This window comes from Alteromonas sp. NFXS44 (assembly GCF_040148705.1).
In the GTDB taxonomy this organism is placed as follows: domain Bacteria; phylum Pseudomonadota; class Gammaproteobacteria; order Enterobacterales; family Alteromonadaceae; genus Alteromonas.
The window spans coordinates 380,694-397,097 of record NZ_JAGDEA010000005.1; the positions used below are offsets into that span (position 1 = coordinate 380,694).

Consider the following 16,404-nt stretch of genomic DNA (forward strand, 5'->3'; position numbering starts at 1 on the left):
GTTTTAACCTGTGTTCATCTGCACGTCTGTTATCGCGCAATTTGTGTTGGGTGTCATTGCGAGTTTCGGTATGATACCAGCTTTATTTCTGGCGATGTACCACACTCCATGACCGATAAGATTTATTTAGACGAAGCCATCCGTGAACTGCACACCATGCTGGACATGGTGAGATGGTCTGTGAGCCGTTTTAACGATGCACACCTGTACTACGGGCATGGCACTGATAACAGCTGGGATGAAGCTGTTTGCCTTGTAATGTATGCACTGCATCTGCCTCAGGATATTACATCGCAAACCGGTGACGGCTTATTTTCAGCCCGTCTTACCACTTCAGAAAAAGAGAAAGTCGCAGATTTAGTCTTAAAGCGGGTACAAACACGCATGCCATTGCCGTATATTACCCGTGAGGCATGGTTCTGCGACATGCCTTTTTACGTTGACGAAAGAGTGTTGATCCCCCGTTCACCGTTTGCCGAATTGATCAAAGATCGCTTTTCCGCTTATCTGTCATCTGAGCCGGCCAGTATTCTGGACATGTGCACAGGTGGGGGTTGTATTGCTATTGCGCTGGCCCATACATTTCCTGAAGCCCAGGTGGATGCCGTGGATATTTCCCACGACGCCCTGGAAGTGGCAGATTTCAATATTCAGGAACATCAGTTGGGCGACCGTGTTTTCCCCATTCATTCAGACTTATTTACCAGTCTGGAAGGGCAGCGGTACGACTTAATCGTGTCGAACCCGCCTTATGTCGATGAAGAAGACATGAATGATTTGCCGGACGAATATCAGCATGAGCCTGAATTAGCCCTGGCGGCAGGAGAAGATGGTCTGGATCTGGTTGAGCAGATGCTGAAGCAGGCACCGGTGTATTTAAAAGAAAATGGCTGGATGCTGGTGGAAGTCGGCAACAGTCAGGTGCATATGGCTGAACGTTTTGCCGGATTAAACGTGGAATGGGTAGCACTTCAACACGGCGGACACGGTATTTTTGCCGTCTCCCGTGCGTCTTTGGTTTCATATCTTAACGGGAAGGAAAGTTAATACAGATGTCTGGTAATAGCTTTGGAAAATTATTCACTGTCACCACATTCGGTGAAAGCCACGGGATTGCAATAGGTGGCGTGGTTGATGGCTGTCCTCCGGGACTGGAAATCTCAGAAGCCGATCTGCAGGTTGATTTAGATCGCAGAAAACCCGGCACTTCCCGTTACACCACCGCCCGCCGGGAAGGTGATGAGGTACAAATTTTATCGGGTGTGTTTGAAGGTAAAACCACCGGTACCAGCATTGGCCTGTTGATCCAGAATACCGATCAGCGCAGTGGTGACTATTCCAATATCAAAGACCGTTTCCGTCCCGGTCATGCAGATTACACCTATCATCAAAAATACGGCACGCGGGACTACCGTGGTGGTGGCCGCTCTTCTGCCCGTGAAACAGCTATTCGTGTTGCGGCAGGCGGTATTGCCAAGAAATTCCTGAAAGAGAGCTGCGACATCGAAATTCATGGCTATCTTTCCCAGCTTGGACCGGTAAAAGTGGAGACCGTTGATCACAGCGTGACAAACACTAATCCGTTTTTCTGTCCTGACGAAAGTAAGCTGGACGAATTAGACCAGTACATGCGTGACCTGAAAAAATCAGGCGACTCTATCGGTGCGAAAGTCTCGGTAGTGGCGACGGGAATGCCTGTAGGGTTAGGCGAGCCGGTTTTCGACCGTCTCGATGCTGACATTGCCAGTGCCATGATGGGCATTAACGCGGTGAAAGGCGTTGAGATTGGCGATGGTTTCGGTGTGATAGAACAAAAGGGCAGTGAGCACCGCGATACACTGACACCGGATGGCTTCAGCAGCAACCACGCCGGTGGTGTGCTGGGTGGCATTTCCAGTGGCCAGGATCTGGTTGTGCACATGGCGCTTAAGCCAACGTCCAGTATTTCAGTGCCCGGTAAAACCATTGATGTGGACGGCAACGAAATCGATATCGTGACGAAAGGTCGTCATGACCCGTGCGTAGGTATCCGTGCTGTGCCCATTGCTGAAGCAATGCTGGCGATTGTGTTAATGGATCACGTGCTGCGCCACCGCGCACAGAATGCCGGTATCACGTCCGGCACCCCTGTCATTCCGGGCAACTCTGCGAAATAAGCGCCTCTCTTTGAACAATTCTAATCTGTGGTGCGTGTTATGAATGCTCATTCGCGCACCAATATCATTCTGCTTGCGGTTACCTACTGGTTGTATTTTGGTCAGCTTGGTGTACTCACGCCTTATTTAGGCATTTTTCTTGATGGCCGCGGGTTTACCTCGTCAGACATCGGTGAATTGTGGGCAGTGATTACCTTATCCCGTATTGTCGGTCCGTCTCTGTGGGCCAGTGTGGCGGACAAAACCGGTAAAGCGGTAAATGTTGTCCGCCTGGGTTGCCTGTTGTCTGTGGTGTGTTTTACATCTGTATTCTGGTTTAGCAGTTTCTGGGGACTCACGCTGGCTTTCGGGTTAATGATGATGTTCTGGACGGCGGTGTTGCCTCAACTTGAGGTGATCACCATTCAGTCAGTAAAACCCACCCGGATAAGTTATGGCCAGGTTCGTCTGTGGGGCAGTATCGGTTTTATAGTACTTACTGTGTCCACAGGAAAAGCGCTGGATATCTTTTCCTCAGAGGCGCCGGTGTATGCCAGTTTATTTGTGCTGACCGGGTTGTTTCTGGCTTCTCTGTTTATTCGTCAGCCGGACAAAGTGCCGTCTAAGGATGAAGAAACCGGTACGCTGTGGCAAATCGCCCGCAACAGAACCTTTTTGTTATTTCTGGCCTCCGCCGCTCTATTGCAGGTAAGTTTTGGCGCTTATTACGGGTTCTTCGCTCTGTACATGCGTGATCTCGATTACAGCGGTCAGCAAACCGGTATGCTCATCGCCATTGGCGTTGTGGCTGAAATCGGTATTTTCCTCATCGCCCGCAGACTGATTGCCAGAGTGGGTGTGTGGCAATTGTTATTGTGGTGTATGGTGTTAACAGCAGGCAGATGGTACGCACTGGCGGCGTGGGCAGAGCACGGCGTGGTTGTGGTGATCAGTCAGCTTATTCATGCGCTCAGCTTTGGCCTGGCGCATGTTACTGCTATGCACTTCATCACTCACTTTTTCCCGTCCCGTTTCCAGAGTCGCGGTCAGGCCCTGTACGTCAGTATTGCTTTCGGTATGGGCGGAGCGCTGGGCAACTATGTGGCCGGTCAGTTGTGGGCCCAGGGTGTTCATGCTTATGAAACCTTTGCCTTTGCTGCCGGTGCGGCATTCCTGGGCGCTGTTTGTCTGCTGTTTTGCCATCGTCCGACAATTAATACACAGGGCGCATCCTAGCGTCCCTGTGCTTTTTTGCCACTATCCCCGTTGATGACAATTTGTTGCATTTAAAATAGCCATACAGGTTGAAATAAGTCTGTAAATCCCTCAGTGTAGATTGCACCTGGCGGTGAAATTTGTGTCATTCTGACTCTGATCATCGCTGTATTTTCTGGCAAGGGAGTGCATATGAAAAAGGTTTTTGTTTTACTGCTGGCTTTCGCTGCGTGGGGCGTTTGTGCACAGGATTTTGACAGTGCAAAACTGGACAAATACTTCGCGTTACTGGAAAAAGAAGACAAGGCGATGCTGAGTGTGGCGATTGTTGATGGCGGTGAGCCCGTTTATCAACGCTCCATTGGCTTTGCTGATATCGCCTCTGGCCGTAAAGCCGGAGCGGATACGCAGTATCGCGTGGGCTCGATCACCAAAGTGTTTACCGCAGTGATGATTTTTCAATTAATTGAAGAAGAAAAACTGAGCCTTGATACACCCCTCTCCACGTTCTTCCCTGATATTAAAAATGCCGGTGTTATCACTATCGGCATGTTGCTGAGTCATCGCAGCGGCCTGCACAATTTTACAAATTTACCGGCATACCGCTCATACATGACATCTCCCCGAAGTAAAGCTGAGATGTTGTCTGTGTTTGAAGCGCTGGACACTGATTTCCCGCCGGGTACAGACACCCGTTATTCCAATACTGGTTATGTTTTGCTGGGATACATCATAGAAGAGCTCGGGAGCGAAAGTTATGCCAGCCAGCTGCAAAGCCGTATTGTCAAAAAGGCGGGATTAAAGCGGACGGCCTCCGGTGGCGCCATTGACGTTGAGCAGGATCAGGCTAATTCGTATTATTATGACGGTGGCTGGCAGCCGGCTACCGAAACAAACATGAGTGTGCCCCATGGTGCCGGTGCAGTTATTTCCACGCCCACAGACGTAGCGACGTTCCTGACGGCATTGTTTGAAGGCAAATTAGTATCATCGTCATCACTGGCTATGATGAAGAGGGTGCAGAAAGGGTTGGGCCACGGGTTGTTTCCGTTTCCTTTCTACGAAAGAACCTTGTGGGGCCACAATGGCAGCATTGACGGCTTTGCTTCTCAGTCCGGCTATTTTGAGATGGGTAACGTAGGGTTTGCATTAACAGCAAACGGCGTGAATTACACCCTGAATGAAATCAGTGTGGCGGTGCTGAGTATTTACTTCGGACTGCCCTATGAATTACCGGATTTTTCAAAAGAATCTGTGACGTTAAGTGAATCGCAACTGTCCGGCTATGAAGGCACATACAGCTCGGATGCTATTCCTCTTAAAATCACGCTGACGGTCAAAGACGGGATATTAATGGCGCAAGCCACAGGCCAGAATGCCTTTCCGCTGACAGCGTTTTCGCCAACGGAGTTTCAGTTTGAGCCTGCCGGTATTGTGATGATGTTCAAATCATCCGGTAAAGAAAATGAGAAGCCCGCCTTTGACTTATTGCAGGGGGGCGGGAAATATCCATTCGTCAGAGAGTAAGGTTCGCCGGGTATCTGCAGATTAAGCGCAGCAGGCAGACTTTCATCAGCCTGCTGCAGGCGCATATCAGGCGGCGTTAGCGGGGCGGGTGCAGCTGGCAATCACCTCAGCGCCTTCCGGTCCGTCCTGTTCTAAAAATACATCAAATTTCCACAGGCGGAATAAATGCCGCATGACTTCCTCTTTCGATTCTGCCAGCGGAATACCCCGTTGCGGAATGTACCGCAGCGTCAGGGAGCGGTCGCCCCGCACATCTACGTTGTATACCTGAATATTGGGTTCCAGGTTACTCAGGTTGTACTGGGCGGACAATTTCTCACGGATCTTTAAATACCCCTGTTCATCATGAATGGCGCTGACACTGACAAAATTATCACGTGCATCATCTTCAATGGCGAACAGCTTAAAGTCCCGTATGAGCTTGGGAGATAAAAACTGGCTGATGAAGCTCTCATCTTTGAAGTTATGCATGGCAAAATGCACAGTTTCAAGCCAGTCTTTTCCGGCAACATCCGGTAAATAGTATTTATCCTCAGCCGTGGGGTTCTGGCACACACGTTTGATGTCCATGAACATATTGAAACCCAGGGCATAAGGGTTAATACCGGAATAGTAAGGACTGTTATATTCAGGCTGCATCACCACGCCGCTGTGGCTGTGCAAAAATTCCATCATAAAGCGGTCAGTGACCAGTCCTTCATCGTACATCTGATTCAGAATATGATAGTGCCAGAAGCAAGCCCAGCCTTCGTTCATTACCTGAGTTTGTTTTTGAGGATAAAAATACTGGGAGACTTTACGCACAATTCTCACCAGTTCCCGCTGCCAGGGTTCAAGCAGGGGGGCATTTTTCTCAATAAAATAAAGCAGATTTTCCTGAGGTTCTGACGGAAAACGTTGTTGTTTCGGTTTTTCACTGGCGTGGGCGTCGGGCAGGGTACGCCACAACTCATTTACCTGAGATTGCAGATATTTCTCCCGCTGCTCCTGCCTGGCCTGTTCTTCCTGCATGGATATTTTTTGCGGGCGTTTGTACCTGTCTACACCGTAATTCATCAGGGCGTGACAGGAGTCCAGAATACTCTCTACTTCATCGGTGCCATAGCGCTGCTCGCATTTGGCAATGTAGTTTTTGGCAAACACCAGATAATCGATAATAGAGCTGGCATCCGTCCACGTCTGAAACAGATAGTTGCCTTTAAAAAAGGAATTATGACCGTAACAGGCATGGGCCATGACCAGTGCCTGCATGGTGATGGTATTTTCTTCCATCAAATACGCAATGCACGGGTCGGAATTGATAACAATTTCGTAGGCCAGTCCCATCTGGCCGCGACGATAATTTTGCTCGGTTTGAATGAATTTTTTGCCAAAAGACCAGTGTGCATAATTAATAGGCATACCAATGCTGGCATAGGCATCCATCATTTGCTCAGCAGTAATAACTTCAATTTGATTCGGGTAAGTATCCAGTTTAAAATTTTTGGCGATACGATCGATATGGCTTTCGTACTGCTCAAGCATATCGAAAGTCCAGTCCGGACCGTCACTCAAAGGGGTCTTAGCCCGCTTCGTCGTTTTTGCCATACTATCCTCCCGGGGCTGCTTCCTGTTCCGACTTTTTAAAGAGTTCGCGGAATACAGGGAAAATATCGCTGACACTCTGAATGTGTTTACAGACAAAGTTATCGCAACTGTTCTCGACCTGCTGGTACTCCCGCCACAGGCTCTGATGTTGCCGTTCTGTTATTTCTATATAAGCGAAATAGCGGGTTGCCGGTAGCAACTCCTTCATGAGTATTTGTTTGCATTGCGGAGAATCATCGGCCCAGTTATCACCATCCGATGCTTGTGCAGCATAGATATTCCAGTCGCTACCGGTATACCGCTCTTTGATGATTTCATCCATAAGCTTCAGCGCGCTGGATACAATGGTGCCGCCGGTTTCCTGTGAGTAGAAAAACTCCTGTTCGTCGACTTCTTTGGCCTGGGTGTGATGACGGATGTACACCACTTCTACATTTTCATAAGTGCGGGTAAGAAACAGATACAGCAAAATGTAAAACCGTTTTGCCATATCCTTGGTAGCCTGATCCATTGAGCCGGACACATCCATCAGGCAAAACATTACCGCCTTGCTGGTGGGCACCGGGCGCCGGTCAAAGTTTTTGAAGCGTAAATCAAACGTATCAATAAATGGCACTCTGGCTATTTTTTGTTGCAACGCTGATATTTCTTTTTCAAGCTCCATGATGGCCAGCGCATTGTCATGCTTGTCAGCTTTCAGGGCCTCAAGTTGTGCTTCTTTCTCGCGGAGTTTTTTACGGTCACTGCCGGTCAGCGCTATACGTCTTGCAACTGAACCTTTCAGCGAACGGACAATATCGAGGTTACTGGGGACACCATCAGTCTGATAGCCGGCGCGGTAGGTTTCGTACTGCACCACCTTATCAAACTGATTCTTTTTGAGATTGGGAAGGGCGAGATCGTCAAATAACAAATCGAGGTATTCATCTTTGGAGATTGAGAATACAAATTCGTCCTGGCCTTCGCCACTGTCGCTGGCATCACCTTCGCCCTGTCCTTGCCCGCCGCCCCCGCCGGGAGGGCGCTCAATTTTGTCCCCGGCCGTGAACTGATCGTTGCCGGGGTGAACGATGGTGCGCTGGCCGCCCTGTCCGGTATGAAATACCGGCTCTTTGATGTCACGTGCGGGAATACTGATCTGCTCGCCGGTCTCTAAATCGGTGACTGAACGCTGCCCGACCGCATCAGATACCGCCCGCTTTATTTGCTGCTTGTAGCGGCGTAAAAAGCGTTGACGGTTAACCGTGCTCTTTCCCTTACTGTTTAATCTTCGGTCGATAAAATGCGCCATAGATACCTACTATTTGGTTGCTACAACAATGCGTGAGTCTGGTTTGCCTGAAGCGACAAATCAGGACGCTTTGCGTACCCGCAGATACCATTCGCACAGCAATCTGACTTGTTTGGAGGTATAGCCTTTCTCCACCATACGGTTGACAAAGTCATCATGCTTTTTCTTATCTTCAGTGGAGCCTTTAGTGTTGAAAGAAATCACTGGCAATAAGTCCTCTGTGTTGGAGAACATTTTCTTCTCAATCACAGTGCGTAGTTTTTCATAGCTCGTCCAGGCAGGATTTTTACCCCCGTTATTAGCACGGGCCCGCAGCACAAAGTTGACGATTTCGTTGCGGAAATCCTTAGGATTACTGATACCCGCCGGCTTTTCTGTTTTTTCCAGTTCGGCATTCAGTGAGCTGCGGTCAAACAGTTGACCGGTTTCCGGATCGCGGTATTCCTGATCCTGAATCCAGAAGTCAGCATAAGTGACATAACGGTCAAACAGGTTCTGGCCGTACTCTGAATACGACTCCAGATAGGCTGTCTGAATCTCTTTGCCAATGAATTCCACATAGCGGGGAATAAGATAGCCCTTCAGATATTCGCGGTATCTGTCCGCCGTATCCTGAGGGAACTGCTCTCGCTCAATTTGCCGCTCAAGCACATAGAACAGGTGTACCGGGTTTGCCGCCACTTCCTGATGGTCGAAGTTGAACACCCGTGACAAAATCTTAAAGGCAAAACGGGTAGAGAGCCCTTCCATACCTTCATCAACGCCGGCGTAATCACGGTATTCCTGATAAGACTTGGCTTTCGGATCGGTGTCTTTCAGGCTTTCACCATCGTAAACCCGCATTTTAGAGTAGACACTGGAGTTTTCAGGCTCTTTAAGACGGGACAATACTGTGAACTGCGCCAGGCACTCCAGCGTGTCCGGAGCACAGGACGCACCGCTTAGCTCACTGCTGTCGAGCAGCTTGCGATATATCCGCATCTCTTCTGATACCCGTAAACAGTAGGGCACTTTTACAATGTATACGCGGTCGAGAAATGCCTCGTTGTTCTTGTTATTCCGGAAAGTTTGCCACTCGGATTCGTTGGAGTGAGCCAGGATCAGGCCGTCAAAGGGCAGGGCAGAAAACCCTTCAGTCGGGTTATAGTTGCCTTCTTGTGTGGCCGTCAGTAGCGGGTGCAGCACCTTAATTGGCGCTTTAAACATCTCCACAAATTCCATCAGGCCCTGATTGGCTTTACACAGTGAACCGGAATAGCTGTAAGCATCCGGGTCGTTCTGTGCGAATTGTTCCAGACGGCGGATATCCACTTTGCCCACCAGTGATGAGATGTCCTGATTGTTTTCGTCACCGGGTTCTGTTTTAGCAATACCCACCTGGTCGAGAACAGACGGATAAACCCGTACTACTTTGAATTTAGAAATATCGCCACCGAATTCATGCAACCGCTTACGGGCCCAGGGTGACATAATGGTTTTGAGATAGCGTTTTGGAATGCCGTATTCTTTTTCCAGAATATTGCCATCTTCGGCAAGGTCGAACAGTGAAAACGGATGGTCGTTGGTCGGTGAGCCTTTGAGCATGTAAATCGGTACTTTTTGCATCAGCTCTTTGAGCCGTTCTGCAAGAGAGGATTTACCGCCCCCGACGGGACCAAGCAGATATAAGATTTGTTTCTTTTCTTCCAGGCCCTGAGCAGCATGCTTCAGATAAGAGACAATTTGCTCTATCGCTTCTTCCATACCGTAAAATTCATGGAAGGCCGGATAGCGTGCAATGACCCTGTTCGAAAATATGCGGCTGAGTGCCGGGTCATTAGAGGTGTCGACCATTTCAGGCTCGCCTATTGCCTGTAACAACCTTTCTGCGGAGTTCGCATAGGCTGTCGGGTCGCTTTTACAGATATCCAGAAATTCCTGGATGGTGAATTCTTCTTGTTGGCGCTCTTCGTAACGTTGCTGGTAATGCTCGAAAATACCCATAGATTTCCCCAAAAAACGGATTCCCGTCTTTACAGCTTAGTCCTCTTTGGCAACTTTAAAAGGAAATTTTCAGGATATTTGGTAATAAACGCTCAATAATTAGTCTAATAAAAGAATGAACCTTTTCGAACAGATTTTGTCTTTAATGCCAGTCAGTTGACGTTAAATTTGTGTAACAAAAAACCCGCAAGCGATTGCGGGTTTTTTCTATGGATTCAGCTTTCGCTCAGCAATTACTTCGCGAAGTTTTCGTTCGCGAATTCCCAGTTAACCAGTTTCCAGAAGTTTTCCAGATACTTAGGACGGGCATTGCGGTAGTCGATGTAGTAAGCGTGTTCCCACAGGTCAACTGTCAGAAGAGGTGTTACACCTTCTTCAGTAATTGGCGTACCTGCGTTGCTGGTGTTTACGATGTCCAGAGAGCCATCAGCAGTTTTCACTAACCAGGTCCAGCTTGAACCGAAGTTATTTACTGCTTTATCGTCGAATGCAGCCTGGAAGTCTTCAAATGAGCCCCATTTTGCTTTAATCGCTTCAGCAACGGAACCAGTGGCTTCGCCGCCACCATTTGGGCTCAGGCAGTGCCAGTAGAACGTGTGGTTCCAGATTTGAGCTGCGTTGTTGAAAACACCGCCTTCTGAAGTTTTGATGATTTCTTCTAAATCTTTACTTTCCAGGTCAGTGCCTTCCACTAAACCGTTCAGTTTAGTTACGTAGGTGGCGTGGTGCTTACCGTAGTGGTATTCCAGCGTCTCTGCTGAAATGTGCGGTTCAAGTGCATTTTTTTCGTACGGCAGTGGTGGTAGTTCAAACGCCATTTGAATTCTCCATTCTTTTCAATGTATTAACGTCGATATTCCCACTTTGTTCACAACATGGGCGCGGGAAAACGACAACGGTCAAAGCTGTATACAGATATAAGGGTAGATTTTGATAACTCAATGACAGATTTATGCATTTTTAATGGTGCAATGCAAAAAAAATCATCATCTGATTTGCCAAAAATAGTGATATTCACTGGTAAGGTTAACAGGCCATTTCAGATCACATTAATGAAAAGATAGTCATGCTATGACAGAAAAACCCCTCTCAGCCCTTGAATCCGGCGCTAAGATACCCATAATGCACTGAAAGTATCTACCACTACCAGAGAGGATCGGATGGAAAACAGTACCGAATCAACCGTAGACAGAATTAAGCAGCAAATTGGCGAAAACCCAATTCTTTTATACATGAAGGGTTCTCCTAAACTGCCTAGTTGTGGTTTTTCTGCACAAGCCGTACAGGCGCTGATGTCGTGTGGTGAACCATTTGCATATGTGGATATTCTGCAAAATCCGGATATCCGTGCGGAATTACCTAAATACGCTAACTGGCCAACTTTCCCTCAGCTATGGGTGGATGGCGAACTGGTTGGCGGTTGTGACATCATTATCGAAATGTTCCAGCAAAATGAATTACAACCTTTGATCAAAGACACTGCTGCAAAGTATAAAACTGAAGAAGAATAATCCGGTTTTCAGAGTCTGAAAAAAGTTAAAAAAATACCCGGCATTTGCCGGGTTTTTTGTGTCAGAAAAACACAATACGGTCGAAAGGGAGATAACCAAAAAATTATATATAAATTAGCCGGATCGGGCTGGTTTTCACTGCGCTTAAACCCCGCCAATATTGTAATAGACAGGTCAGAAATCAAAATCCTCCATCACTTTAAAAAATATTTTTAATTTGGCTAAAAAGGTTTGTTTTCTATGGGTTTGCGGTCTATAAGTTCCCCAACTAACGCGGTAAAAGTTAGTGTGTGTATTATTAAAAATATAAAAATTCCGGCTAAATTGATACGTCATTTTCAGTGCTGATTCAGCCGGGGGAAAAATCGCAAAATCCAGGAAACCACTATGAAAACGTCAATGTCAAAACTGACAAAAAATGTGCGTACTGCACTGGCAGCTTCTGCTGCTGTAAGTATGCTGGCCTCTGTAAATGCTTATGCGCAGGAAAGTGAAGAAGCTGAAGCGAAGGATTATGAAAAAATCGCTGTTGTTGGTACCCGTGCCGCTCCCCGTTCAGTCGGCGACTCTCCTGTTCCGGTAGATATCATCTCCAGTGATGAGTTCCAGAACCAGGGCGCAACTGACATGGTATCGATGATGCAAACCGTCGTACCTTCTTTCAACGTAAATGATCAGCCAATCAACGATGCGTCAACACTGGTTCGTCCGGCCAACCTGCGTGGTATGGCTTCAGACCACACCCTTGTTCTGGTAAACGGCAAGCGTCGTCACCGCTCTGCAGTTATCACCTTCCTGGGTGGTGGTTTGTCTGACGGTGCACAGGGTCCTGACATTTCTGTTATTCCTTCATCTGCTCTGAAACAGGTAGAAGTTCTGCGTGACGGTGCTGCAGCACAGTACGGTTCTGATGCGATTGCCGGTGTTGTTAACTTCGTACTCAAAGACGCTGATGAAGGCGGCATGTTTGAAGCCCGTTACGGTTCATACTATGAAGGTGACGGTGACATGATGCAGGTTTCCGGTAATATCGGTTTACCATTGAGCGAGAAGGGTTTTATTAACCTGTCTGCTGAATACCGTACATCTGATCCAACGTCACGCAGTGTACAGCGTGACGATGCGGCTGCACTGATTGCTGCCGGTAACACCTTTGTTGCTGACCCTGCTCAAATCTGGGGTAGCCCTGAAATCAAAGACGACATCAAAGTTTTCGCAAACTTAGGTCTGGAACTGAGCGACAATGCCGAAGCCTATATGTTCGGTAACTACGCAGAGCGTGAAGTAGAAGGGGGTTTCTACTACCGTAATCCGCATAACCGTGGTGGTGTTAACGACGGTGGTACAGATGCTGACGGCAACCAGTTACTGCTGGTTGGTGATCTGACCGGCGATATGTCCGGTAACTGCCCGACAGACATTCTGGTCGGTGACAACGTATTGCAGAACCCGCGTTACATTGAAGAAGTAGCAAACAATCCTGATTGTTTTGCGTTCAACGAAATGTTCCCGGGCGGTTTCACACCGCGCTTCGGCGGTACTGTTCAGGATATGTCACTGGTATTCGGTACCCGCGGTGAACTGGCAAACGAAATCGGTTATGACGTCAGCTTGAACCTGGGTCAGAATGAAATTGATTTTGCGATTTCAAATACCATTAACCCGTCTATGGGTCCGGAAACACCAACTTCATTTAAGCCGGGTACCTATGTACAGTCTGAACAGACTCTGGATATTGACCTGACTAAGCCTATCGAAGTGGGTCTGAATGAGCCGCTGTACCTGGCAGGTGGTTTCCAGTACCGTCATGAAAGCTACGAAGCGAAAGCCGGTGACATTGCTTCTTACACTATCGGCCCGCTGGCTTCTCAGGGCTTCGGTATCGGTTCAAACGGTTTCCCCGGTTTGTCTAATAAGAGTCAGGGTGAAGCGTCACGTAACAACATCGCATTCTACCTGGATGCAGAATTATATCTGACTGACGACTTCCTGGTTGCAGCAGCGGTGCGTTACGAAGACTTCTCTGACTTCGGTAACACCACGAAAGGTAAACTGTCTGCCCGTTATCAGCTGACTGACAGCATTGCATTCCGTGGTGCGTACTCAACAGGCTTTAAAGCGCCAACGATTGGTCAGAGTACAGTACGTAACGTAACCACAGCATTTGGTGCAAGCGGCCAGCTGGAAGATCAGGCTACATTGCCTCCTACAGATCCTATCTCTGTTCAGAAAGGCGGTACGCCGCTGACGCCTGAAGAGTCTGTATCTATGAGCTTCGGTGTGGTTGCTGAATTTGATAACGGTCTGTTCCTGACGGCTGACTACTACAACATTGAAGTGACTGACCGTATCAGTACAACGTCTGCTATCGCACTGACAGAAGAAGACATTGCTGCGCTGCTGGCGCAAGGCGTTTCTGACGCATCAAGCTTCTCTGCGGTTAAGTTCTTCACCAACGACTTCGATACCACCACTGAAGGTCTTGACGTTGTTGCTAACTACAGCCAGGACATGTTCGGCGGCGAGACTAAGTACTCTCTGGCATACAACTGGACATCGACTACTGTAGACCAGGCGTCTGAGAACATCACACCAGAGCGTGTACGTATGCTTGAAGACAACCTGCCGGCAACCCGCTGGAGCTTCACAGCTAACCACACCAATGGTGACTGGCGCGTACTGGGTCGTGTGAACTACTACGGCAGCATCTTTGAAGATCACCTGGATTCAGGCTTACCAATCGATAACATCGGTTCTGAGCTGTCTCTGGACGTTGAAGTGGGTTACAGCGTAAGCGAAAACCTGCAACTGGTTGTCGGTGCGAAGAATGCACTGGATGAATATCCGGACCGCAATACGCAGTATGACAACGAGATTGCCGGTGCAGCTTATCCGGTTACCTCTCCGCTGGGTATCAACGGTGGCTTCTACTACGTTCGCGGTATTTATACCTTCTAAGCGTAGCAAAGGGTTATAAAAAGGGGGCATCTGCCCCCTTTGTACCCTACTTAAGTATAAAAAATAATGCATGACTTCATGTGCAAAAAACTGGCATCATAGAGCGACTTGTAACGGTTTAGCTACATTGCCTGTAAAGAGATTATGTCCAACAAATCGACTATCGCCGCCACTTTTATAAAATACCGCACAAAGATGATGCGGGCGGTGAGTGCTATTGTCAGTTCGGATGATATTGAAGACATCGTGCAGGAAGCCTTCATTAAAAGTTATGAGGCTGAATTAAAACAGGAAATCCGCTATGAGCGGACCTACATGCTGAAAACGGCCAGAAATCTCGCGCTTAATCACGTGAACAGTGCGGCGAGTCAGTTAAATCAGCCGGTAGATGATATGGATATGCTTCCTCACGATTTAGTGGGTTACAGCCTTGAGAAGCATGTCGAAAGTAAAGAGCGCTTTATTCATTTTTGCAGAGCAACAGAGACCTTGTCGCCTGAAGTGAAGCGGGTGTTTTTATTAAAGAAAGTCTATGGCATGAGCCAGCGGGATATTGCAGATCTGACGGGCCTGAGTGAAAGTACCGTTGAAAAACATGTAGCCAAAGGGCTGTTGCAATGTTCACTTTTTCTGGCAGCCAGTGCCGGTGCCGGTGCCGGTGGTAAAGGTACAACAGGGCAGACAAGATCAGGACAAACAAGTAGTTAAGCCATGAGTAATGTGAGCAAATTCACCAGTAAGGATGACATACACGAGGAAGCTTGCCTTTGGGTAAGTCGTATAGATCGTGGCTTAACCAGCGAAGAAACAGACACGCTCAGGGACTGGCTGAATGCCAGTCAGAGTCACCGCCGTATTTTATTTGACGTGGCGCGTGTGTGGGATGATTTAAGTGTACTGAATGAATTAAAAGGCATGTTCCCCCTGCGTCCGCAGATTAAAGGGGAAACGGGCAAAGCCAGAAAAGTACTTCGCCAGGCACGCTGGAGCGTGGCAGCCGGTTTTCTGCTTATGGCAGCGGCAGCTGCCATGATGGTTGATTCTTACTGGCTGGGTCAGAATGACACCGGCTATCATCTGGCGCAACGCATCGGAACGGCGATTGGCGAACAGAAAACACTGACCTTAAATGATGGTTCCGTAGTGCACATGAACACTAACTCGGCCATTCAGATTAACTTTGACGGCGAGCGCCGCCTTATTGATTTAATTAAGGGCGAAGCACATTTCACTGTAGCCCATGACGCTTCCAGACCATTTACCGTAACAGCCGGCATAAATACGGTAACCGCTATTGGCACCGCTTTTAATATGCAGTACACAAACAACGAAGCGTTTGAGCTGGTGGTGACGGAAGGTAAAGTCCTGGTGCAGGACAAACAAAATTCTGTGAGCCGGGAAGAAATTGCAGAAATGATTCAGAAAGGCAATGCATTTGGCAATCTGAAACTGCTTACTGCCGGCGAAAAAGCGAATGTCGACGGCGAACTCAGCGACCTTAAAAATCTTGATACCGATGCAATGGAGCAGGACCTGGCCTGGCAACAGGGTATGATCGTGTTTAAAGGCGAGGCGCTGGAAGATGCTTTACGTGAAATTGAACGCTACACCGCTGTTGATTTTACCATTGAAGGTGAAGCGCTGAAGCAGAAGCGGGTTGCCGGATATTTCAAAGTGGGCGACATCAGTGGCTTGTTGTCGGCGTTGAAGAACAGCTTCCACATTGAACATAAACGTGTTGACGCGATGACCATTCAGTTGTCTCAACAACAGGGATAACATATTTTATACTGCCCGCTAAGACGGGCAGTGTTGTAGTTAACGCTTTGACTGTCATATGAATATTCCGGAGAAATAATACCGGGTCCGCCGTTTAACCCTATATTTCCGCTTTATACTCTTTATTCCCACTTTTCCTGCTGTTTCCATATTGTGTAAAAGCACAGAATTCTGTAGCGTTGCGTATAAAAGAAGTGATCCGGCAAAGCGGGAAAATATTTAACTGAGCGGTGTGATGTTTTCGCGGCTATTATTGTACAGGGTTATGGTTTTACTATTATTAACGAATAAAAGAAAAGTAGTTGTGTTGCTAAACGTCCTGTTTACTCACAAAAATAACAATAAAACGGGCTGAAAACGGACCATCCCGATAAAGGGGGGCCGGTTTTCTTTTTACAACACAGATATAGTCGACTGT

General features: G+C 47.9%; 12 protein-coding genes. 8 read left to right on the plus strand and 4 right to left on the minus strand.

Annotated features, from left to right (window positions below; translation table 11 throughout):
* Positions 1-108: 108 nt before the first annotated feature.
* The 4 genes from prmB (at position 109) to J3369_RS06980 (ending at position 4,877) form a co-directional block, all read left to right on the plus strand.
* Positions 109-1,047, plus strand: a complete 939-nt coding sequence (gene prmB / locus J3369_RS06965; RefSeq protein WP_349585309.1) for a 50S ribosomal protein L3 N(5)-glutamine methyltransferase — start codon at positions 109-111, stop codon at positions 1,045-1,047.
* Positions 1,048-1,052: 5 nt separating this feature from the next.
* A complete protein-coding gene (gene aroC, locus J3369_RS06970) occupies positions 1,053-2,156 on the plus strand; it encodes a chorismate synthase (RefSeq protein WP_349585312.1) in 1,104 nt (367 codons plus the stop codon).
* 39 nt (positions 2,157-2,195) lie between these two features.
* Entirely contained in the window at positions 2,196-3,371 is a 1,176-nt protein-coding gene (locus tag J3369_RS06975) for an MFS transporter (RefSeq protein WP_349585315.1), read from the plus strand.
* 171 nt (positions 3,372-3,542) lie between these two features.
* Positions 3,543-4,877 (plus strand): serine hydrolase domain-containing protein, encoded by a 1,335-nt coding sequence (locus tag J3369_RS06980; RefSeq protein WP_349585318.1) that lies wholly within the window; start codon positions 3,543-3,545, stop codon positions 4,875-4,877.
* Between the two features lie 66 nt (positions 4,878-4,943).
* Here J3369_RS06980 and J3369_RS06985 read toward each other — a convergent pair whose 3' ends face one another.
* The 4 genes from J3369_RS06985 to sodB all read right to left on the minus strand — a co-directional run bounded on the left by J3369_RS06985 (position 4,944) and on the right by sodB (position 10,556).
* Positions 4,944-6,464 (minus strand): SpoVR family protein, encoded by a 1,521-nt coding sequence (locus J3369_RS06985; RefSeq protein ID WP_303575295.1) that lies wholly within the window; start codon positions 6,462-6,464, stop codon positions 4,944-4,946.
* 1 nt (position 6,465) lies between these two features.
* Positions 6,466-7,755, minus strand: a complete 1,290-nt coding sequence (locus J3369_RS06990; protein WP_349585320.1) for a YeaH/YhbH family protein — start codon at positions 7,753-7,755, stop codon at positions 6,466-6,468.
* Between the two features lie 60 nt (positions 7,756-7,815).
* A complete protein-coding gene (locus J3369_RS06995) occupies positions 7,816-9,738 on the minus strand; it encodes a PrkA family serine protein kinase (protein ID WP_303575293.1) in 1,923 nt (640 codons plus the stop codon).
* A 233-nt stretch (positions 9,739-9,971) separates the two neighbouring features.
* Positions 9,972-10,556, minus strand: coding sequence for a superoxide dismutase [Fe] (sodB, locus tag J3369_RS07000; protein WP_119500671.1), 585 nt, complete (start codon positions 10,554-10,556; stop codon positions 9,972-9,974).
* 342 nt (positions 10,557-10,898) lie between these two features.
* Between sodB and J3369_RS07005 the strand changes: the two genes are divergently transcribed.
* The 4 genes from J3369_RS07005 to J3369_RS07020 all read left to right on the plus strand — a co-directional run bounded on the left by J3369_RS07005 (position 10,899) and on the right by J3369_RS07020 (position 15,986).
* Positions 10,899-11,249: a Grx4 family monothiol glutaredoxin gene (locus J3369_RS07005; RefSeq protein WP_119500672.1), complete on the plus strand. Its 351-nt coding sequence runs from the start codon at positions 10,899-10,901 to the stop codon at positions 11,247-11,249.
* A gap of 387 nt (positions 11,250-11,636) precedes the next feature.
* On the plus strand, positions 11,637-14,207 hold the full coding sequence (locus J3369_RS07010; RefSeq protein WP_303575677.1) for a TonB-dependent receptor plug domain-containing protein: 2,571 nt from the start codon (positions 11,637-11,639) through the stop codon (positions 14,205-14,207).
* Between the two features lie 144 nt (positions 14,208-14,351).
* Positions 14,352-14,915, plus strand: coding sequence for an RNA polymerase sigma factor (locus J3369_RS07015; protein WP_349585324.1), 564 nt, complete (start codon positions 14,352-14,354; stop codon positions 14,913-14,915).
* A gap of 3 nt (positions 14,916-14,918) precedes the next feature.
* A complete protein-coding gene (locus J3369_RS07020; protein WP_349585326.1) occupies positions 14,919-15,986 on the plus strand; it encodes a FecR family protein in 1,068 nt (355 codons plus the stop codon).
* Positions 15,987-16,404 lie beyond the last annotated feature (418 nt).

Bases quoted from the DNA above. Each gene is read 5' to 3' on its own strand.
- prmB (WP_349585309.1), top strand. From the start codon at position 109: ATGACCGATAAGATTTATTTAGACGAAGCCATCCGTGAACTGCACACC.
- aroC (WP_349585312.1), top strand. From the start codon at position 1,053: ATGTCTGGTAATAGCTTTGGAAAATTATTCACTGTCACCACATTCGGT.
- J3369_RS06975 (WP_349585315.1), top strand. From the start codon at position 2,196: ATGAATGCTCATTCGCGCACCAATATCATTCTGCTTGCGGTTACCTAC.
- J3369_RS06980 (WP_349585318.1), top strand. From the start codon at position 3,543: ATGAAAAAGGTTTTTGTTTTACTGCTGGCTTTCGCTGCGTGGGGCGTT.
- J3369_RS06985 (WP_303575295.1), bottom strand. From the start codon at position 6,464: ATGGCAAAAACGACGAAGCGGGCTAAGACCCCTTTGAGTGACGGTCCG.
- J3369_RS06990 (WP_349585320.1), bottom strand. From the start codon at position 7,755: ATGGCGCATTTTATCGACCGAAGATTAAACAGTAAGGGAAAGAGCACG.
- J3369_RS06995 (WP_303575293.1), bottom strand. From the start codon at position 9,738: ATGGGTATTTTCGAGCATTACCAGCAACGTTACGAAGAGCGCCAACAA.
- sodB (WP_119500671.1), bottom strand. From the start codon at position 10,556: ATGGCGTTTGAACTACCACCACTGCCGTACGAAAAAAATGCACTTGAA.
- J3369_RS07005 (WP_119500672.1), top strand. From the start codon at position 10,899: ATGGAAAACAGTACCGAATCAACCGTAGACAGAATTAAGCAGCAAATT.
- J3369_RS07010 (WP_303575677.1), top strand. From the start codon at position 11,637: ATGAAAACGTCAATGTCAAAACTGACAAAAAATGTGCGTACTGCACTG.
- J3369_RS07015 (WP_349585324.1), top strand. From the start codon at position 14,352: ATGTCCAACAAATCGACTATCGCCGCCACTTTTATAAAATACCGCACA.
- J3369_RS07020 (WP_349585326.1), top strand. From the start codon at position 14,919: ATGAGTAATGTGAGCAAATTCACCAGTAAGGATGACATACACGAGGAA.